Origin of the sequence: Rhodococcus sp. 14-2483-1-2, from assembly GCF_002259405.1 — a bacterium.
GTDB lineage: Bacteria > Actinomycetota > Actinomycetes > Mycobacteriales > Mycobacteriaceae > Rhodococcoides.
The window spans coordinates 106737-127552 of sequence record NZ_NPFW01000006.1; the positions used below are offsets into that span (position 1 = coordinate 106737).

Genomic DNA, 20816 nt, shown 5'->3' on the forward strand with positions numbered 1-20816 from the left:
CACTATCTGGGCCGGTGGCGGCGGGGGTGCCGGCAGGCATCAGACTGGTAGCCGTGGCAACGAACAACACGACGTCGGCTGTCGGATTCCGCTCCGAACGCGGGCCGATATTGATTGCGTTGATGCTCAGCACGTCTCTGGTCGCCCTCGACGCGACCATCATCGCGACCGCGGTGCTGTCCATCGTCGACGACCTGGGCGGGTTCACGCAGTTTCCGTGGCTGTTCTCCATCTATCTTCTGGCGCAGGCAGTATCGGTGCCGCTGTACGGAAAACTGGCCGACCTGTTCGGCCGCAAGAAGATCATGCTGTTCGGCATCGCGGTGTTTCTGCTCGGCTCGATACTCTGTGGCCTGGCCTGGAGTATGCCCGCCCTGATCGCCTTCCGGGCAGTCCAGGGTCTCGGTGCGGGTGCCGTGCAGCCGATGGCGATCACCATCGCCGGCGATATCTACACCCTGGCCGAGCGCGCCAAGGTGCAGGGCTACCTCGCCAGCGTGTGGGCGATGTCCTCGGTGCTCGGCCCGGCCCTCGGCGGTATCTTCTCCGAGTTCCTGACGTGGCGTTGGATCTTCTTCGTCAACATTCCGCTGTGCGCGCTGGCCGCGGTGATGCTGTGGCGCAAGTTCGACGAGGGAGCCGTGGAACGCACCAAGCCCAAGATCGACTACCTCGGTGCCGGTCTGCTGACGGTGGGCGCGGCGATGGTGCTGCTCGGGCTGCTCGAGGGCGGACAGTCCTGGGCGTGGAACTCCCCCGTCAGCATCGCCATCTTCGTCGCCGGACTCTCGCTGCTCGCCGCTTTCGCAGTGGTTCAGACCAGAGTCGAAGAGCCGATCCTGCCGTTGTGGGTGTTCACGCGTCGAGTCCTGGTGGTCAGCAGTTTCATCTCGCTGCTCGTCGGTGCGTTGATCCTCGGCCTGACGTCCTACGTTCCGACGTTCGTGCAGGGCGTGCTCGGCACCGGCGCGATCGTCGCAGGCTTCGCACTGTCCACCCTCACACTCGGCTGGCCCATCGCGGCCTCCCTCTCCGGGCGGGTGTACCTCCGGTTCGGTTTCCGCACCACCGCGCTGATCGGTGCCTCCATCGCGGTGGTCGGAGCGGCATTCGCCGCTGGCCTCGGTTCCGGTTCCCAGGTATGGCAGGTGGGGGCGGTGTGCTTCGTGATCGGCCTCGGTATGGGCCTGATCGCGAGCCCCACCCTCATCGCAGCCCAGTCGAGCGTCGAATGGTCCGAGCGCGGCGTCGCCACCTCGACCAACATGTTCGCCCGCTCCATCGGCAGCGCAGTCGGGGTCGCGGTGTTCGGTGCGATCGTCAACTCACGCATCTCCGACGACCCGAGTCCCGAACAACTGTCCGACGCCATCCACCCGGTCTTTCTGGGTGTCCTGGCGGCAGCGGCGGTGATGGCCGTCGCCGCACTGTTCATGCCCAAGCGTGCCGCGGAATAGGGTCGGGCCTGCCGAACCGAATTCGAGGAGGTGACGCCGGTGCCGTCGGTCGGGTCCGAGGGCTACTCTTCCGTGCTCCGAATACCCTGGGCTCGCGGAGTTTTCGCAGCAGCCCTGCTCGGTAGGTTCGCCTTCGCGCTGATTCCGCTGTCCGCGGTGTTCACCTTCCACGAACGAACCGGGTCTTTTTCGACTGCCGGTCTCGCGATCGCCGCCTATGGCCTCACCACGATCACGCTCCCGTTCAAGGCTCGTCTGGTGGACCGGCACGGCCAGTTCCGGGCTCTCCTGCCGTTGGCTGCGCTCTCTGCGCTGTGCATCGGTGGCGCGGCCTCGATCACCGGTTCTACCGACTTCCCGGTACTGCTATCCATCGCCCTGTTCGTCACGGGTGGAGCAGCCGTGCCGCCGTTGGGCCCGGCGATGCGGTCGAACTGGCGGGCGATGACCGCTGACTCCCCCGATCGCAAGCAAGCGGCCTACGCCCTCGACTCGACGTGCGAGGAGGTGTTGTTTCTCGCCGGCCCGCTCACCGTCGGAATCCTCATCACGGTGCTCCCCGCATGGGTCGGTCTTGCCGGTGCAGCGGTGGTGCTGGTGGCGGGCACCTCGGCGATGATCGCAGCCGAACCGATAAGACGGGGCACCTGGGAAGTCCACGACACCGCGCCGCCGCACCGTCGAATTCGCACCGTCACGGCCCGCCCGATCCCGGGACTGTTCGCGGTCCTGGTCGCGATATCGGCTCTGGCCGCCGGAGTGAGCATCGTCTACATCAGCGTCGCCGAACTGGCCACCGCACAGGGCCACCCCAGCGCGGCGGGATATATCGAGTCCGGCATGGTCGCGGCCAGCGTTGTGGGCGGGCTGATCTGGGGAAAGCTGAACCTCGCTACGTCGTCGCGGCCGATTCAGCTCGGCGGTCTGTCGGCCGCACTGGCCGTCGCGGTATCGGGAACGGCAGCCCTGGCAGACACGCTCTGGGGAGTGGCCGCCGGGTTGTTCGTCGCCGGTCTCGCCGTCGCGCCCTCGTTCATCACCGCATACCTGGCCGCCGACGAACTCGCTCCCGAAAGCCGACGCTCCGAGGCGAGCAGCTGGGTCAACACCGCCTACAACCTCGGCGCTGCATTCGGTGCGGCTGGGGCCGGTCTGCTGGTCGACAGGGTCGGTGGACAGTCGGGATTGGTGCTCAGCGCGGCGATACTCGCAGTCGGTGTACTCGCCCTGACGCTGTTGTCGACGCCCGGACGGTGGTGATTTCGGTAGCCGCGTCACTCCACCGAACCCGCAAACCAATGCACCGGAGACGTCACGGAAACGTCGACGGCGGTACCGGGGGCGAATCGGTCCGCGGTTCGGGCGATGGCTCGAAGCCGCAGCCCGGTGCCACTGTGCCGCAGGGTCACCGAGGATTCGGGGCCGGTGAAGAACTCGTGCTCGACGACGAATGCGCCGTCCTCGCGCTCCGAGACCGACAGCTGCTCGGGACGGAGCAACGCCTGCCCGTTTCCCGTCGCTCGGGTAGTGGATTCGAGACGCCCGAGGACTGTGTCGACGTGGCCGCCCTGTGCTGCAGCGTCTATGAAGTAGGCGTCGCCGACGAACCGCGCGACGGCTGGTGTGGCGGGTCGCTCGTACACCTCACGCGGAGTGTCGATCTGGGCACAGCGACCACCCAGCAACACGGCGACCCGATCGGCTGTTCCGAGCGCTTCGGCTCGGTCGTGGGTGACGAGGATAGAGGCGGTCTTGCTGGACTGCAACAACTCTCGCACGTCCTGCCGGATCGAGGTACGCAGCCCCGCGTCGAGGGCGGCGAACGGCTCGTCCATCAACACCACCGACGGAGCCGGTGCGAGCGCACGTGCCAACGCGATGCGCTGCTGCTGACCGCCCGAGAGTTCGCTGGGCTTCACCCCGCCGGCATCGGGTAGTCCGACCAGCTCGAGCATCTCGTCGACGCGTCGGGTGCGCTCTGCGTGACCGGACAGGTAGGGCCGCAGAAACCCTGTACGCAAACCGAATTCGATGTTCCTACGTACCGTCAGGTGTGGAAACAATCCACCTTCCTGCGGCATCAGCCCTATCCCTCGCTTCTCCGGCGGCACCTGAATCTGCCCCGCAACCGAGATGTCCCGCCCGTCGGAGGTGATGCGGCCCGCGTCGATGCGGTGCAGTCCCGCAATGGATCGCAACAGGGTCGTCTTGCCGCAGCCGGAGGGGCCGAGGACGGCAAGCATCTCGCCGTCACCGAGGTCGAGATCGATCCCGTGCAGCACCGCCGTACTGCCGTACGAGGCAACGAGACCGGAAATCACCATGCTCATGGCAGTGCTACTCGCTTCCGCGTCGTGCGCCCCAACGCTCGTGTCAGAACGACCGTCGGGACCACCGAGATCAGGATCAGGGCCAGGGCGTAGGGAGCCGCCTCGCCGTATCGGAACGCCTCGGTGGTGGACCACAGCGTGGTCGCGAGCGTGTCGACTCCCCGAGGGCGCAGCATCAACGTCGCAGGTAGCTCCTTGGCGACGGTCAGGAAGACCAGCGCGGCCCCGGCTGCGATGCCGGGTACGGCGATCGGAATGGTCACTCGGAGGTCGGTGCGCAACCGGCCCGCGCCCAGGGTCCGTGAGACATCCTCGAGGACAACGGGAGTGGCGTCGACGACCGCCCTCGTACTGCCGACGGCCAACGGCAGGAACAGCACCACGTACGCCAGCACCAGCAGAACCGCCGTCTGATAGAACGACGGCAGAAACCTGATACCGAGAAAGACCGTGGCGAGCCCGACGGTGATACCCGGTAGTCCGTGCGCGATGTAGGTGGACAACTCGGCACCGCGGGCGGCCCTCGACGTGGATCGGGCCGCGAACAGCGCGACCGGCAACGCGAGCAAGGCCACCACAAGAGCGGCCGTTGCGGAGTACTGGACGGTCTTGGCCGTGACGGCCAGTACGTCCGCCCAGTCGACGGTGAAGCGCAACGATCGACTCAGCCACCGCGCCAGGGCCAGAATCGGTACCAGCACCGAAACACCGAGAGCAGCAACGACAACGGCCAGAGCAGGCACGCGCCACCGGCCCAGAACCACAGGCTCGGCCATCCGGTCGGTTCCCGATCCCACCCTCGCCGTGGCGCCGCGTCGGGCACGCCGTTCGAGGAGGGTGAGCACCAACGCGCCCACCACGAGCACCAGCCCGAGGACTGCGGCCGCGGTGCGATCGAGTCCCCCGCGGTACGCGCTGTAGATGCCGAGCGTGAAGGCGTCGTATCGCATCAGAGCAACCGCCCCGAAGTCACTGATGGTGTACAGCGCGACCAGAAGTGCGCCCGCCGCCGCGGCCGGAACGACGCGACGGCACTCGACGGTCAGCGCCGTGCGTACAGCGCCTCGACCGAGGGTTCGCGAGACCTCGGCCAACGAAGGGTCCGCGGTGGCGAACGCCGCCGATACCGGCAGCATCACCAGCGGGAAGCAGGACAACGTGAGCACCAGCGCTGCACCGGAAAAGCCGGCCAGCGAGGGGAATTCGGCGATCCACAGGTACCCGGAGACGTAGGACGGGATGGCGAGTGGGGCTGCGAGGACCATCGCGAAGAAGCGTCGCCCCGGTAGATCGGTACGGACGGTCAACCACGCCAGCAGCGTCCCGACCACCACCGACGCGACGAGCACGGTGAGAGTCAGTGTTGCCGTACGGACGGCGAGGTCGAGTGTGCGTTGCCGCAGGAGCAGACGCAGAACCTTCTCGGTTCCTCCGTCGAACGCTCGAACGAACAGGTACACCAAGGGTGTCAGCGTCAGCGCTCCCACGCACAACGCGGTCGTCCCGAGAACGGGACGACCGCCGAAGTGACGCCGCCGAAGCGGCTGGAGTGCAGACACGAGCACCGACTAGATGATTCCGACGTCGGTGAGGAGGGTCTGGGTGGCCTCGAGAGACGAGAGCCGGCCCAGATCGAGATCGGTCGAGCCCAGCTCGGACAGCGGCGGCAGGTCGTAGTCGGAGGTGACTCCGTCGATGACGGGGTATTCGGCTGTCTCGTTCGCGAAGTACGTCTGCGATTCGGTCGAGAGCAACTCGCGCACGAAATCGAATGCCGCTTCCTGGTTGTCCGAGGCAGCGAGCACACCGGCACCGGCGACGTTGATCAGCGCGCCGGGGTCGCCGGGCTCGAAGTAGTGCAACTCGACCGGGGCATCGGCACCGTTCTCGTCCTTGAAGGGGTACCAGTAGTAGTGGTTGAGCAGGCCGGTGGCGACCTGTCCGTCGTTGACGGCGGTCAGCAGCGGGCCGTTGCCCTCGAAGGCGACCGGCTCGTTGGCGACGAATCCTTCGAGCCAGGTGCGAGCACCGTCCTCGCCGCGCTGCACCCGCAGAGCGGTGACGAAGGCCTGGAACGACGCGTTGGTCGGTGCGTAGCCGATCTGTCCGCGCCAGCGCGGGTCGAGCAGTCCGTCGATCCCGGTGGGCAGGTCTGCTGCCTGCACCGAATCGGAGTTGTAGGCCAACACGCGGGCCCGCGCCGAGGTGGCGACCCAGGTGCCGTCGGTCCCGCGGTACTGCTCGGGAACGAGGGAGAGGATGTCCTCGGGCAGCGGTGCGAGAGCACCTGCTTCGTCCAGGGCGCCGAGTGCGCCCGCGTCCTGACCGTAGAAGACGTCGGCCGGGGTCGCGTCGCCCTCTTCGAGGATCTTTGCGGCCTGTGCGTTGGTGTTGCCCGAGTAGTCGACCTCGATATCGCCACCGATTCGCTCGATCAGCGGGTCGACGAGCTCTTCACCGCGGCCGGAGTACACCACGAGTGCGGACTCCGAGGTGGCGGACTCGGAGGTGGACGTGCCTTCGTCGGACGAGCCGTCCGAGCTGCATGAGACGAGACCGAGGGCGAGGGTTGCGCTGAACGAGAGCAGCGCCAGACGGCGAACGGTGAACACGGTTCTCCTGACGAAAACGGGTCATTCGGACAATTCGATGAAAGTACACCACAAAGGTGAGGCTCAGCTACTTTCCCTCCGGGATTGAACGGCCGGACGCTCGGGCACTCCCACTCCATGACTTCTCGTGTACTCGTCACCGGTGCGAGCATCGCCGGTCCCACCGCGGCGTTCTGGCTGGATCGAGCCGGCTTCGAGGTCACCGTTCTCGAACGCTCACCGCGACTGCGACTCGGCGGCCAGAACATCGACGTTCGCGGCTCCGGCCGCGAGGTGCTGCGTCGCATGGGTCTGGACGCGACCCTCCTCGCGAACGGCACCACCGAGAAGGGCACCCGATTCGTCGACGACGCCGACGCCACCATCGCGGCCTTCCCGGCCGGCGACGGAACCCACGACGGACCGACGGCGGAGTTGGAGATTCTGCGCGGCGAGTTCGCGCGGATCCTCGTCGAATCCGCCGGACCGCGAACCGAATACCGCTACGGCGATCGCGCCGTCGGCGTGGCCCAGGATGCCGACGGAGTCGATGTGACGTTCGCGTCGGGACCGTCCGAGCGGTTCGATCTGGTTCTCTTCGCCGACGGAATCCGCTCCAGCAGCAGGGAACTGGTCTTCGCCGGGGAGGCCGAGACCACACCCGTCGGCCTGTACACCGCCTACGGCGTGCTGCCGAAGGGGCCGAGCGACGACGGGTGGTGGCGTTGGTTCAACGCCCCCGGATCTCGCGTGGCGAATCTACGACCGGACAACCTCGGCACGACGCGATTCAGCCTGTCCTGGGTCTCCGACGACAGCGGCTACGAGGGCGCGTCCACCGAACGCGTCGTCGCCGCCCTGCGTTCGACGTTCGCCGACGTCGGTTGGGAAGTGCCCCGAATTCTGGACTCACTGGGACCGGACTCGGAACTGTACGTCGACTATCTGGCGCAGGTGAAGGCCCCGCGCTGGTCCGACGGCAGAATCGGCATGCTCGGCGATGCCGCCTGGTGCGCAACGCCGTTGAGCGGCATGGGCACCACGCTGTCGGTCACCGGCGCGTACGTTCTCGCCGGCGAGCTCGCGCGAGCGAGTGATCATCGCGCCGGGTTCGAGGCCTTCGAGGCGCGTATGCGTCCGTTCGTCGAGCAGGCTCAGAAACTCCCACCCGGTGTGCCTCGCGTCGCCCATCCGAAGACCTCGGCGGGAGTGGCCGCGTTCCGCACCGTACTTCGCCTGGCCGGATCGAAGCCCGTACAAGCCGTGACCAGCAAGCTCCTCGGCCCCGACGCAGCGACACTGGAGCTGCCGGACTACGCGTTCGACAACGCCGGCTAGAGCCCTACCCGCTCGAGCAGCGCATCGAATGCCTCGCTGGCTTCTTGCTCGGAGCGGCCGGATTCGATGACGCCGTTGTACACCGCCAGCGCCTCCTCCTGGTACTGCTTGTATTTCTCGAGCCACTTCTCGGAGTCGGCGCGCCAGTATCCGATGATGTCGAAGTACGCGATGTCGTAGCCCAATTCCTTGCGGAAGTACTTGCGCACCCGACGCGAGGACGACGCCTCGCCTGCGAACCACACGTACCCGCGTCCCTCCGGCAACGGATACGCCAATGCTGCATCGTCGAGAACGCTTGCGCTGTCGCCGTTTCCGGAACCGATGCGCCAATCGAACGTCACATCGGCCTGGGTCTCGAAGTATTGGATGTCGCCGCGTTCGAGAACCTCGACGATCGCGTGGGCCTTTGCCCCCGCGGGTAACTGCTCGACGAGTCGGCCGAGCGCGGGCAACCCGGTCATGTCTGCGATCAACAGCAGCCATTCGACGTCGGCGGGCGGCGAGTACCAGGATCGTGGGCGGGTGAACAACACCGTTTGCCCCGGAACGGCCTGCTGAGCCCAGGTGGATGCGACACCGCCCTCGTGTGCGAAGAAGTCGATGGTCAGCTCACCGCGCTCCGGATCGAGACGACGAACGGTGTAGTTGCGGCCTTCGGGGGCATCGTCGAGACCGTGGAACCACCAGAACCCGTCGACCTCGGTCATCGGCGGCGGGATCACCTCGCCTGCCCTGGGGAAATAGACTCCGACGCATTCGTCGGGCACCCCGAGCGTGCGGTAGCAGGCGACGTGCTCGCCGCCGAACGTCACACGCACCATGTGCACCGTGAGTCGTTCCACCGCAACGACATCGGCGTAGTAGTAACCACGCGGTTGTTCGTTCATCTCGATCCTCGATGCATATCTCGTCGTAACTCTTGCGAGAACGTTCAGGCAGCCTCGGCGGCCACTCTCCCCCGATTCTAAACTAAGGCTTGCCTAGCCTGCGACCGACCACCTTGGGGATCACCAACGGCGTGTGCGATTCCGGATCGTCGATGATGCGGCACGGCAGCCCGAAGACCGCCTCGACCAGCTCGGCGGTGACGACGTCGGCGGGCGCGCCCTCGGTGACCACTGCGCCGTCCTTCATCGCGATGATGTGATCGGCGTACCGGCAGGCGTGATTGAGGTCGTGCAACACGGCGACGAGAGTGCGGCCGTTCTCGCGGTTCAGCGTGGCCAGCAGGTCGAGAAGCTCGATCTGGTGCGCGATGTCGAGGAAGGTCGTCGGCTCGTCCAGCAGCAACAGCGGCGTCTGCTGCGCGAGAACCATTGCCACCCAGACGCGTTGCTGCTGACCGCCGGACAGTTCGTCCACCGGACGGGCGGACAGCGACGTCACTCCGGTGGCGTTCATGGCCTCGATCACCGCAGCCTCGTCCGTCGTCGACCACTGCCGGATCAGCTTCTGATGCGGATAACGGCCCCGCGCAACGAGATCGGCCACCGAAATACCGTCGGGCGCGATGGAGGTCTGCGGGAGCAGGCCGAGGCGTCGGGCAACTTCCTTCGCCGGGTACGAGGAGATCGCCTTCCCGTCCAGCAGAACGGTTCCGCGAGAAGGCTTCAGCAGCCGCGAGAGTGCCCGCAGCAGAGTCGATTTACCACAGGCATTCGGTCCGACGATGACGGTGAACTTGCCGTCGGGAATCTCGACGGTCAGGTTCTCACTGACGACGCTCCTGTCGTATCCGACTGTGATGTCGTCGGTGTGCAATCGAGGCTTCGTCACTGCTTCCTGCCTTCCCGCGCCAACAACCACACGAAGTATGCGCCGCCGACCGATACGGTCACCACACCCACCGGCAGCTGTGTGGGTGCGAAGACGCGCTGCGCAGCAACGTCGCTCACGACCAACAGCAGCGCCCCCATGCACGCGGCAGGCACCATCGCCACTCCCGACGTGCCGGTGAGGCGGCGCGCCAACTGCGGCGCGGCCAGCGCGATGAAGGAGATGGGCCCTGCAGCCGCGGTGACCATTGCGATCAGCGCAACCCCCAGGAACACCAGCATCAGCCGGGTCGGCTCGGCGCGCACACCGAGCGCCCTCGCCGCATCGTCCCCCATCTCCAACATCGGCAGCCGACGCGAGAGCACCGCCGAGCACGACGCGATGACGACCGACACGGCCAGCACGGGTCCCGCCTGCGACCACCCCAGGCCGTTGAGGGTGCCCGCACCCCACACGGCGGCCGCGATCGCGTCGTCCAGGTCGGCTCTGATCACGAGCCAGGTGTTGACGGAGGCCAGAACGGCGCTGACGGCGATCCCGACGATGATCAACCGAAAGCCCTGCACCCCGCGCCGGTACGCGAGCAGGTAGACCACAGCAGCCGTCGCGAGACCGCCGACGAGCGCGCCCGCGCCGGTCCGGTAGTAGCCACCACCGAGAGTGAGTATGACGACGAGCGCGCCGGTGTAGGCACCGGTGCCGAATCCGATGATGTCCGGGCTGCCCAAGGGATTTCGCGTCAAGGATTGAAAGACCGCGCCCGATACCCCGAGGGCGGCTCCGAACAGGAAGGCCAGTGCCACTCGGGGAAACCGCCACTCCATCACCACGATCTCGGTCAGGCGTGGCGCGTCGCCGAACACCGCGGCGAGCACCTCGTTCGGCGGAATGTAGTAGTCGCCGGTACCGACCGCGACGACGGAGACCACCACCGTCACGAGGAGCAACGCCCCGCAGACGCCCACCGTTCGGATGTCGATGCGGCCGTCCACCCGATCCCGCATTCGCACGACCCACAGCTTTCGGCCGAAATCGATGTCGCCGCCGCGTTGTCCACGGGTCACAGTCCGCTCGCCTTCTTGCGGCGAACCAGCACGATCAGCACCGGTGCGCCGACGAACGCGGTGACGATACCGACCTGCAGCTCCCCCGGCCTGATCACGATGCGTCCGACCACGTCCGAGAGCAGCAGCAATCCCGGTGCCGCGAACACCGTGTAGATCAGAATCCAACGCTGGTCCGGTCCGACGAACCAGCGCACCATGTGCGGAATCATCAGTCCGACGAACCCGATGGGCCCGGCCGCCGCCGTCGCAGCGCCGGCGAGCAGAGTCACAGCAACGACGCCGACGATTCGCGTACGAATCACGTTCGCCCCCAACGACTGGGCCAGATCGTCGCCGAGTGCGATCGCATTGAGGGGACGAGCGATCAGGGCCGCCAGGAAGACTCCGAGCGCGATGAACGGGGCGACTTCGGATGCGATGTCCAGACCTCGACCGGCCAACGACCCAGCTCCCCAGAACCTCATCCTGTCGAAGGCGTCCGGATCGAGCAACAGCATGCCCGAGGTGACGCCGCCCAGTACCGCACCGAGCGCAATTCCGGACAGTGTCAACCGGATCGGAGTGGCTCCCGCTCGCCCCAGCGACCCCAGCGCGTACACCACGATCGTGGCGACCACTGCCCCGGCGAACGCGAACCATATGTAGGACCGAATGTCGGTGACACCCAGCACGCCGACGGCGATCGCGACGAAGAATGCCGCCCCGGCATTGACGCCGAGAATTCCCGGGTCGGCCAGCGGGTTCCGCGTCATCGCCTGAATCAGTACACCGGCAACCCCGAGGGCGATTCCGACGAGCAACCCCAGAACGGTACGCGGAAGCCGTAGTTCGCGGACGATCACGGATTCGGTGGATCCGTCGGCGACGAACAGCCCGTGCCACACCTCACCGATCGGGATGTACTCGGTGCCCACCGAGATGCTCACCAGGCACAGCGCTGCCAGAACACCGAGGACGACGAACAACCCCGCGGCCCGACGCGCATCGGTGCGAGCGAGACCACCGACTTCGGCCGGAACATCTCGCTGTTCCGGCTCGTCGCCCGTCCTCGTGCTCACCCGATTCACACCACCGATCGCACCCTCGCGCTCACAGCGGACTTCACGATCTCACCGCTGCGAACAGCGATGTTCGACAGCAACGACGAGGTCAGGCCGTGCGTGTGTTCCGTGCCGCCCTGCAGGTAGATCGAACCCGCGCTCGGTTCACGCGTCACGAGTCGGTAGTCACGCGTCACGCGAGGACCGCGAGAGTCGTATTCGACGGCGTCGAACAGCGGACCGAGGATCTCGGGTAGATCGAGGGACGTGAAGCCGGTGGCATAGACGACAGCGTCGCACAGTATGTCCTCGGCAAGACCCGTCGGGCCGTGCTCGACGGAGGCACGCACGCCCGTCGGCTCTTCGGTGGCTCCGATCAAGCGGGTTGCTCCGTGCACGAACAACCGCCGCTGCCCGCTGACCCGCTCGGCGTACTCGCGGGCGTACAGCTCCTCGATCAGAGGCAGGTCGACGGCGGAGTAGTTGGTGCCGCGGTGATACTGCAACAGCTGCTCGCGCAGGGTGTGCGACGACGAGTAGAAGTCATCGACGGCCGCCGGATCGAAGATGCGATTGGCGTAGGGGCTGTCGTCGGCCGGGCTGTACCCGTACTTGCGCAACACCGCGTGCACCGACGCATCGCTGTACGTCGAGTGCAGGTAGTCCACCACCTCGGCGGCGCTCTGCCCGGCACCGACGACGACGAACGTGCGATGCGACCGCGACGGCAACCGATCGAGATGGCCGAGGAGATCATGGTTGTGGAACTGCTGCGCCGACGCCGTGACTCCGTCGGGCAGGGTGGCGGTCAGCCCTCCGGCGAGCACGATGTTGCGCCCCCGCACGGTCCCGGTTCGTCGGCCTTCGGTTCGGACGCCGTACCCGTCGCCGGTGTCGACGACGTCCACCGCCCGGGTGCCGTAGTGCACCATCGCGTCGACCTTTCCGGCGGCCCACGCCAGGTAGTCGTGGAACTCGAGCCTGCTCGGGAAGAACGTCTGCAGGTTGATGAAGTGATTGAGCCGGCCCTGCTCCGACAGATAGGCCAGAAAGGTGTATTCACTGCTGGCGTTGCGCTGGGTCGCCAGGTCCTTGAGGAACGAGATCTGCATCGACGTCCCCGGCAGCAACATGCCGGGGTGCCAAGCGAACTCGCCCTTGGACTCGACGAAGCAGGCCGTCAATCGTTCTGTTGGAGTGCAGGTTCGGTTGTGCTCCTCGATCGCGATGGCCAGTCCCAGATTGGAGGGCCCGAATCCGACACCGACGATGTCGTACTCGCAGTCTTCGGTGAGGTCGTATTCTCGCGAGTTGTCGTCGACAGTCATCGTGCAAGCGCTCCTGACAGTGAATGGGTCCATGACCGCGTTTGTGCGCGCTACGAAAGTGCCTGGCCATCCGCGCACGCCTTCAATAGGCAACGCTAACCTAACTAGCGCACTATCACAACGGCTTCGACGATGTCAGGGAACACGGCGCAGATCCAGCACCGTGACGCCCCAACCGACCAGGGTCGACGCCGTGACAGCGAGGCCGGCATCGGCTGCCACGGAGGCGAATTCGGATACCGTTCGTACACCGCTACCGTGCATGCAGAGCATCAGTAGATCGAATTCCGCCTGGTCCTCGTTGAACGAAGCGTCACTCGAAAGTCGCTCGACGACCACCAATTTTCCGTTGTCGGCCAAGCCTGTTGCCGCGTTGCGCAACAGCAGCGCGAGGTCGTCGTCTCGATAGTGTCCGGTGACCTCGAGCAACAGATACGCGTCGAATCCGTTCCCGTGCTCCACACGCGGTTCGGACATGACGCTCTGCGGGTGATTCACCACTCGCCCTTCGAGTTCGGGCCATTTCCCGAGGTCACGTCGAATCAGGTCGAGTTCGCTGGGCAACCCGAGCACACCCGCCGATACACCGTCGTACCGGGGCAGAACGGAGCCGAGCACCACTCCGGATCCTGCGCCCGCCACCAACAGGGACGAGACCCCGTCGAACGAATAGTCCTGCACCAGAGCAGGACCCAGGAACGCGGCCTCGTCGGCGATGTGGTTGTGATGCAGTTCGGTGAGCCGCGGGGACGCCTCGAGGTCTTCGGCCAACGTGTTGCCGGTCAGCAGGCTCGCGCTGGCGGTGCCGGTCCGCAGGCTGTCCACCAGACCTGTGATCGACAGCTCCACCCGTGCCTCGATCCCGTCCAGGTCCAGCCAGTGCGAGATCCAGTCGTCGCCGAGCATCGCCTCACCGATATCGCCGAGAATCAGGTCACCGGAGGAGTTCTCGGCGAGGACGTCGACGGCACGCAGATAGCGCACGAATTTCGCGAGGGCGCGCGCGTCCGTCTCGGTGGCTTCCGCCAGCGATTCGACGGAGCACGCCCCTCGGGACACGTGCAACGGGATACGTAACGTGTTGGCCGCCCTCAAGGCGAAGGGCGACAGTATTTCCGCACGTTCGGCGAGCCTGTCGAACGGCTCGGACTCGCCGCCGCTGAGGTCGGGCACCTCGGGATCGTCGGCCCGGGTCAGAACCTCGGCGCGACGCCAGTACCCCGTGACGTCGACCATCTCAGGCGGCAGGCCGCGATCCTCGCGCAGATACCGACGGATTCCCTTGAGAGCGGTTGCTTCCCCCGCCACCCAGGCGAACACCGTTCCGTCCCACCAGGGTGCCGCCCGCACCGCGCTGTCGAGCAAGTCGCCGGTGCCGGCGGTGACGCCGTCCCGGTGGACCCACGTGATCTCGGCGTCGGCGGCCGTCGGCAACGGCAACTCTCGCTCGACGTCGGCGACCTCGACGAACACCCTGATTCGTCGGCCCGGCAATGCCTCTTCGAGATATCGAGCGATGGCAGGTAACGCGGTCTCGTCCCCGACGAGCAACACCCAGTCGACACCGGCCGGGGCATGGCCCGACCGCACCGGTCCGAGCAGGGTGATGGAATCGCCGACGCGGCAACGCCGACCCCACGTCGACGCGATGCCGGTGTCGTGGGTGACGAAGTCGAGAGTCACCTGCGCGGTCTCGGGATCGACGCTGCGCACGGTGTAGTTGCGGGTCACCGGACGCGGATCACGCGGCCATTCGACGGTGCGCTCGTGCTGGGTCGGCAGCACCACCGTGCCGTCGGTCTCCGCCGGGAAGAACAACCGAACGAAGTCGTCGAATCCTTCGCTGCGCAACGCCGGGAACCGGTAGTCGCCGCGCGAGAACTCCCGCAGCTGCGGCCCACCCAACACGATTCGGCGCATACCCGAACCCAGCCGGCGTGCTTCGATCACCGTTGCCGTGCGCAGGACTTCGGGAAAGACGACCTGAAGTCGATGAGACCTTGCCACGGTGAAACACGCTCCTGTCGTCGAAAGTGAATCCGCCTGTGCTCGTGTCGAGTGGGCCGCCCGAGTGTTGTCAGCCCTGAACGTTCTCGGCGGCAGTGTTCAGCGCGGAGGCCACGTCGTCGAGGATGTACGGGATCGTCAGCACCGTCAGGCCACCGAACGCGAAGTTCTTGTCCGCACTGAGGGCCTCGGTGGAGGCGGTACGACCCTGCGCCAGTACGGGTTGCGAGGCCACGGCGGGTTCGGCCAGGAACCCTGCGAGCGATTCCTTGTCGTACGCCACGACGAACAGCACGTCGGACTTCAGCAACTGCGCCTGTTCGAGGCTGAGCTCGAAGTACACGGCGTCGGGGTCCTTGGCCGGGTCGGCCTGTTGAATGGTGGGCTCGTTGACGAGACCGAGCTGCTCGAGGAACTCGACTCGTACGTCGTCGTCCTTGCTGACGGCGAAAGTGCCGGGTGAGTTGGGCAGCGCGACGGTGACCGTCTTGCCCTGCAGCGCAGAGTACTTCGTCGCCGCATCGGCAATCGAGGCCTCGACTCCGGAAACCAGGTCGGCGGCCTCCTTCTCCTTGCCCAGCGCCTTGCCCGCGATGGTCAGCTGGTCCTCCCACGAGGTGGTCCACTGCTTGTCCGGGTACGCGACGACGGGCGCGATGTCGGAGAGCTTGTCGAACTCCTCTTGGCTCAACCCCGAGTACGGCGCGAAGATCAGATCCGGTGCGGCGGCAGCGAACTGCTCGACCGGAACCGCTCCGGTGCCGTCACCGGAGAGCAGTGTCGGCGCGTCGCCGCCCAGGTCGGCGAGAGCCTTCGCGTCCCACGGCAGAACACCGCGTTCGTCCGCACCGTACTGGGCACCGTCGAATGTCGGCATCGCAACGGGTACGACTCCGAGGGCGAGAATCGCGTCCTGGTTCGACCAACCCCAGGTCGCGATCCGCTTCGGTGCTTCGGGGATCGTCGCGGATCCGAGTGCCGAGTCGATCGTGACCGGAAATGCGGACTCCTGCGCAGACGTCGTGGAGTCGGCGGCACGCGTCTCCTCGGTATCGCTGCTGCATCCGGCGGCGAGGGCGATGGTCAGCCCTCCGGCGAGCGCGATCGACGCGGCGCTCCTCATCCACTTCGTACGAACCTTCATCGTTCTTCGGAACCTCTCCACTCGACCTGGCACTCACTGCGTCCCACACCCGACGGGGCGAGGCGACTGACAAGGTAACACCATTGAGGCAAGCCTCACCTCACTAGAGAAGCACGGCACCGCACATTCCGAAGCTAGGCTAGGCTACCCTCGCTGAGGCGTCGGGTCCGTCGGTTGCACGAACAGCCGTGGCCGGACTCCCGTGACCGACGTTCGATGTAACCGTTCCGAGGAAAGGCTCGTCATGCGAGTGGTGATGTTCGGCTATCAGACCTGGGGTCACAAGACTCTCCAGGCGCTGATCGAGTCGCGGCACGAGGTGGTGGGCGTGGTAACTCATCCCACCAGTGATCAAGCGTACGAAAGCATTTGGGCCGACTCGGTCGAGGACCTGGCCCGCGGACACGACGTACCCGTACATCTGGCCCGACGGCCCGACGACGCGCTGATCGACCGGATTCACCGGTGGGCCCCCGACATCATCGTGGCCAACAACTGGCGCACCTGGCTTCCGCCGGAGATCTTCGATCACCCGCCCCACGGAACGCTCAATCTTCACGACTCGCTCCTTCCGAAATTCACCGGATTCTCACCCATCGCATGGGCCCTGATCAGCGGCGCACCCGAGGTGGGTCTGACCGCCCACCGCATGGACGGCGAGCTCGACACCGGCGACATCCTCACTCAGGCCGCAGTGCCGATCGGCCCCCGTTCCACCGCGACGGAGTTGGTGCTGGCCACGATAGATCTCATTCCCGAGGTCCTCCTCGAGTCACTCGACAGCATCGAAGCGGGCACAGCCGGGTGGCGCCCACAAGACCTGTCGGAGCGCACGTTCTTCCACAAGAGACACGAGACCGACAGTCTGATCGACTGGTCCTGGGACGCGACCGACATCGACCGGTTGATTCGAGCGATGTCCGACCCGTACCCGAACGCGTTCACGCATTACCGCGGCGAGCGCATTTCCGTCGTGGAAGCTCATGTGTCACAGGGGATCTACGGAGGCACTCCAGGCCGAGTGTTCATTCGTGAAGGCGACGGCATGGCCATCGTCGCGGGCCCGAATGCCCACCGCGGCACAAATCGGGCACTCGTCATAGACCGCGTCCGAACCGACGACGGCACCGATCACGCTGCTCTGGAGTACTTTCCGAGCGGTGGCGGCTACCTCACCACCACCCCGTGACCGCCCTCACCGCGCAGGCGAACCCCGCAGCACCGTTGACCGCGCGCCGCATCGTTCGTCGCACACTGACCCGCAACAGAGGACGACTCGCAGTCGGAACTGTCCTGCTGTGCGCGCACCAGATCGCGGAGACGGCAGTGCCGTTGGCCCTCGGCGTGATCATCGATCGCGGGATCGCAGACGGAGGTCCGGTGGAATTGATCTGGTCCATCGCCGCCTTGGCCGTGCTCTTCGTCGCACTCACGACGGCGTTCCAGGTCGGGATGCGCCAGCTGAACCTGGCCCTCCAGCGCGAAGCACACCTGGTGCGCATGGAGGTGTCCGGTCGCGTCCTGTCCACCTGCGGGGTGCGCACTCCGTTGTCCGACGGCGAGATGCTCACCGTGTCGAGCAGCGACGCCGAACAGGCAGCATGGTTCCTCGATCTCTTTCCGCGCATGGCAGCAGCAGCAACTGCGGTTCTCGCGACAGCCGTCGCCCTGTTCGTCATCGACGTCCCACTCGGCCTCGCGGTACTACTGGGCACACCCCTGTTCATGGCACTGCTCCGACTCGCGACGCCGCTGATCACCGCACGCACGGTGCAGCAGCAATCTCGCGTGGCCAAGGCAACCGCGATGGCCGGTGATCTGGTCGTCGGCCTGCGGTCTCTCCAGGGAATCGGTGCCCAACATGCCGCGTCTGCTCGTTACCGCGCGGCGAGCACAACAGCACTGAACGCAGCCCTCGCCACCGTCCGGTCACTCGCGCTCCAGCGAGGTGTCACGACGACCGTGAGTGCGCTGATCGCTGCCTGCGTCGCATCGTTGGCCGGATGGTTCGCACTCGACGGGCGGATCTCCATCGGGGAGCTGATCGCGGTGGTCGGTCTCGCCCAGTTCCTCATCGAGCCGCTCACCCTGCTGACCTCCGCGCCCACAGTGGTTGCGCGTGCGCGCGGTTCCGCAGAACGCGTGTCGACCGTGCTCTCGGCCCCTTCCCTTCTGTCCGACGGACCCGAATCGGTACCGGTGCCGACGGGTTTGTCGGTGCGGAACGTGACCTTTCGATCTCTTGCCGGCATCGACATCGACGCCCGTCCAGGCGAATTCGTCGCGGTGATCGCGCTCGATCCCTCGGATGGAGACGCTCTTGCCACCGTTCTCGGCGGCCAAGTCGCCTCCGACGAGTACTCGGGGGACGTGATGTTCGCCGGTGTGTCCATGCGCGAGGTCTCGCGCGAGTCGTTCCGGACGAGAGTGCTGGCCGAGCCGCACACCACCGATCTCTTCGCCGGCTCGCTGATCGAGAACATCGTGGGATTCGAAACCGACACGGATCGAGGGCACCTCGACGCGGTGCTGTCGGCTTCGGCTGCCGCCCAGGTTGCCACCGTGCACCGGGACGGACTCGAGCACCGAGTGAACGACCGGGGACAGAATCTGTCCGGTGGGCAGCGCCAGCGCCTGGCACTGGCCCGAGCGCTGTATGCGCGTCCACCCGTGCTCGTGCTGCACGAGCCGACCACCGCAGTGGACGCCGTGACCGAACAGGCCATCGCCGATGGCATTCGAGGAGTGCGACATTCGGCAGATCGTGACGACGTCACTGTCGTCGTCACGTCGTCACCGGCGCTGCTGGCAACAGCAGACGTCGTCGTCGTATTGCGCGACGGGCACGTGAGCGACACCGGGACACACGCCGATCTGACCGCAACCAACGCCGAGTACGCAGAGGCGGTTCTACGATGAACGCGAACGTACAGGATCGACACCGCTTGCCGATCGCGGAGGCCCGTCGGTCCCGGCGGTGGCTCGGCGCACGGATTCGTCGGCATCCCGGTGCTCTCGTCGGTGCCCTCGTGACCGGGATCGTGTCCTCGCTGGCCGCTCTGGTGCCGTTCTTCGTTCTCGGTCGACTGGTGGACGAAGTGACCGACGGCGGTACGCCTCGGTCCATCCTCCCGATCGTGGCCATCCTCGCGGTGGCTGCGGTACTGGCAGGAACGTTTTCCGGTGGGACGAGCTATGCCGTCTCCCGCCTCGGCGAGACCATCGTTGCGGGACTTCGTGAATCGGCTCTGGAACGTGTTCTGAACCTTCCCCCCGTCACGGTCGAATCAACCGGGCGCGGCGACCTCCTGTCTCGGATCGGAGACGACGTCGCGCGGATCACCCGTGCTGCCGGAGACGTTGTCCCGTCGATGATCTCGGCTGCTCTGCTCGTCGCGGTATCGGTGGTGGCCATGTTCGGGCTCGACTACCGCCTCGGTCTCGCCGGAATGCTCGCACTGCCGCTGTATCTGCTCGCGCTTCGCTGGTACCTGCCGCGGAGCGGCCCTCTGTACGCCGCCGAGAGGGCGGCGATGGGCGACCGGTCGGAAGCACTCACCAGCAGCATTCACGGACTTCGCACGGTGCGGGCATACGGAACCGAGAACATGCGGCTCGCCGAGATCGAATCGGCATCGAACCAGGCACGCACGCTGGCCATTTCGGTCTTCCGACTGTTCACGCGGTTCGTCGGCCGAGAGAACCGAGCCGAGTTCTTCGGCCTGTCGATCCTGCTCGTCGTCGGATACTTCCTGTTCTCACGTGACGAGGTGACGATCGGTGCCGTCACCACAGCAGTGCTGCTCTTCCACCGGTTGTTCAACCCCCTCGGCACCATCCTGTTCCTGTTCGACGAAATCCAATCGGCCGGTGCAAGTCTGAATAGACTCGTCGGAGTCGTGGACATCGCTCTACCCGACCGCCCACAGGTTGCCACTCCGTCGGAGTACACGCTCAGCCTCGACGGGGTTCGGTATTCGTACGTCTCCGGCGACGAAATTCTGCACGGCATCCACCTCACGGTGCCTGCTGGGACCTCGCTGGCACTGGTCGGTTCCACCGGAGCCGGCAAAACCACCGCTGCACTCGTCGCAGCGGGATCCATCGAGCCCGACTCGGGAACGGTGACCATCGGCGGGGTGCCGCTGCACGATCTCGGAACAGCGGAACTGCGCCGCTACGTGTCGATCCTGAGCCAGGACGTCCACGTCACCGCCGGGCCGTTGATCGACGACCTCCGTCTCGCGCTCGGTGACGTCCGCGACGACGACAGGATCTGGAAGGCACTCGACGTCGTCGGTGCGGCGTCGTGGGTGCGCGAACTACCGGACGGCATCGACACCGTCGTCGGCGACGACGGGTATTCGCTCACCGCTCACCGCAAGCAACAGTTGGCACTCGCCCGACTCGTGTTGGTCGATACCCCGGTCGCCGTCCTCGACGAGGCCACGGCAGAAGCAGGCAGTTCGGGAGCGCGCGCACTCGAACGAGCGGCGCACGCCGCAACGCGCGGCCGAACGACACTCGTCGTCGCCCACCGGCTCACTCAAGCGGCTGCAGCCGATGCCATTGCCGTCCTCGACGCGGGGCGGGTGGTGGAACACGGCACCCATGAAGACCTGGTGAACGCAGGTGGGCCGTACGCACAACTCTGGCGTGCGTGGAAGGGCTCGGACGCGGTCGGGGTGCAGAACCCGGGCTGACCGACTCCCGAGATCAACAGTCCACCGGATCT

At 66.2% G+C, this 20816-nt stretch carries 16 protein-coding genes; 6 read left to right on the top strand and 10 right to left on the bottom strand.

Going from position 1 to position 20816, the window contains the following annotated elements; genetic code table 11:
- Positions 1-53: 53 nt before the first annotated feature.
- On the top strand, positions 54-1457 hold the full coding sequence (locus tag CH295_RS04135; protein ID WP_170945736.1) for an MDR family MFS transporter: 1404 nt from the start codon (positions 54-56) through the stop codon (positions 1455-1457).
- Positions 1458-1496: 39 nt separating this feature from the next.
- Entirely contained in the window at positions 1497-2717 is a 1221-nt protein-coding gene (locus CH295_RS04140) for an MFS transporter (RefSeq protein WP_141216951.1), read from the top strand.
- A gap of 14 nt (positions 2718-2731) precedes the next feature.
- Here the strand turns inward: CH295_RS04140 and CH295_RS04145 are convergent, their stop codons facing one another.
- Genes CH295_RS04145 through CH295_RS04155 form a run of 3 tightly spaced genes read right to left on the bottom strand, consistent with a single transcriptional unit; the run spans position 2732 to position 6399 of the window.
- Positions 2732-3787, bottom strand: coding sequence for an ABC transporter ATP-binding protein (locus CH295_RS04145; protein ID WP_094739856.1), 1056 nt, complete (start codon positions 3785-3787; stop codon positions 2732-2734).
- Complete coding sequence (locus CH295_RS04150; RefSeq protein WP_230596428.1) at positions 3784-5346, bottom strand: ABC transporter permease; 1563 nt, start codon at positions 5344-5346, stop codon at positions 3784-3786. The genes CH295_RS04145 and CH295_RS04150 overlap by 4 nt, the downstream gene beginning before the upstream one ends.
- Before the next feature lie 9 nt (positions 5347-5355).
- Positions 5356-6399, bottom strand: coding sequence for an iron ABC transporter substrate-binding protein (locus tag CH295_RS04155; protein WP_094739857.1), 1044 nt, complete (start codon positions 6397-6399; stop codon positions 5356-5358).
- Positions 6400-6516: 117 nt separating this feature from the next.
- Here CH295_RS04155 and CH295_RS04160 point away from each other — a divergent pair, with 117 nt between their 5' ends.
- On the top strand, positions 6517-7716 hold the full coding sequence (locus CH295_RS04160; protein ID WP_094739858.1) for an FAD-dependent monooxygenase: 1200 nt from the start codon (positions 6517-6519) through the stop codon (positions 7714-7716).
- Here the strand turns inward: CH295_RS04160 and CH295_RS04165 are convergent.
- The 7 genes from CH295_RS04165 to CH295_RS04195 form a co-directional block, all read right to left on the bottom strand.
- A complete protein-coding gene (locus tag CH295_RS04165; protein WP_094739859.1) occupies positions 7713-8606 on the bottom strand; it encodes a siderophore-interacting protein in 894 nt (297 codons plus the stop codon). The two genes, CH295_RS04160 and CH295_RS04165, sit on opposite strands and share 4 nt — an antisense overlap.
- Before the next feature lie 82 nt (positions 8607-8688).
- On the bottom strand, positions 8689-9495 hold the full coding sequence (locus CH295_RS04170; RefSeq protein ID WP_037194544.1) for an ABC transporter ATP-binding protein: 807 nt from the start codon (positions 9493-9495) through the stop codon (positions 8689-8691).
- Positions 9492-10499, bottom strand: coding sequence for a FecCD family ABC transporter permease (locus CH295_RS04175; RefSeq protein ID WP_094739913.1), 1008 nt, complete (start codon positions 10497-10499; stop codon positions 9492-9494). Before CH295_RS04175 ends, CH295_RS04170 begins: the two co-directional genes overlap by 4 nt.
- Positions 10500-10555: 56 nt before the next feature.
- Positions 10556-11620 carry an iron chelate uptake ABC transporter family permease subunit gene (locus CH295_RS04180; RefSeq protein ID WP_037194737.1) on the bottom strand — a complete coding sequence of 355 codons (1065 nt, stop codon included), beginning with the start codon at positions 11618-11620 and terminating at the stop codon, positions 10556-10558.
- Positions 11621-11625: 5 nt separating this feature from the next.
- Positions 11626-12930, bottom strand: coding sequence for a lysine N(6)-hydroxylase/L-ornithine N(5)-oxygenase family protein (locus CH295_RS04185; RefSeq protein ID WP_094739860.1), 1305 nt, complete (start codon positions 12928-12930; stop codon positions 11626-11628).
- 135 nt (positions 12931-13065) lie between these two features.
- Positions 13066-14937 (bottom strand): siderophore-interacting protein, encoded by a 1872-nt coding sequence (locus tag CH295_RS04190; RefSeq protein ID WP_094739861.1) that lies wholly within the window; start codon positions 14935-14937, stop codon positions 13066-13068.
- 70 nt (positions 14938-15007) lie between these two features.
- Positions 15008-16081: an ABC transporter substrate-binding protein gene (locus CH295_RS04195; RefSeq protein ID WP_252341898.1), complete on the bottom strand. Its 1074-nt coding sequence runs from the start codon at positions 16079-16081 to the stop codon at positions 15008-15010.
- Positions 16082-16325: 244 nt separating this feature from the next.
- On the opposite strand from CH295_RS04195, the gene CH295_RS04200 reads away from it, so the two are divergent.
- Genes CH295_RS04200 through CH295_RS04210 form a run of 3 tightly spaced genes read left to right on the top strand, consistent with a single transcriptional unit; the run spans position 16326 to position 20784 of the window.
- Positions 16326-17270, top strand: a complete 945-nt coding sequence (locus CH295_RS04200) for a methionyl-tRNA formyltransferase (protein WP_094739862.1) — start codon at positions 16326-16328, stop codon at positions 17268-17270.
- On the top strand, positions 17267-19000 hold the full coding sequence (locus CH295_RS04205) for an ABC transporter ATP-binding protein (RefSeq protein WP_252341899.1): 1734 nt from the start codon (positions 17267-17269) through the stop codon (positions 18998-19000). Before CH295_RS04200 ends, CH295_RS04205 begins: the two co-directional genes overlap by 4 nt.
- The gene (locus CH295_RS04210; protein ID WP_094739863.1) at positions 18997-20784 is read left to right on the top strand and encodes an ABC transporter ATP-binding protein; all 1788 of its coding nucleotides are present in this window, start codon (positions 18997-18999) and stop codon (positions 20782-20784) included. Before CH295_RS04205 ends, CH295_RS04210 begins: the two co-directional genes overlap by 4 nt.
- Positions 20785-20816 lie beyond the last annotated feature (32 nt).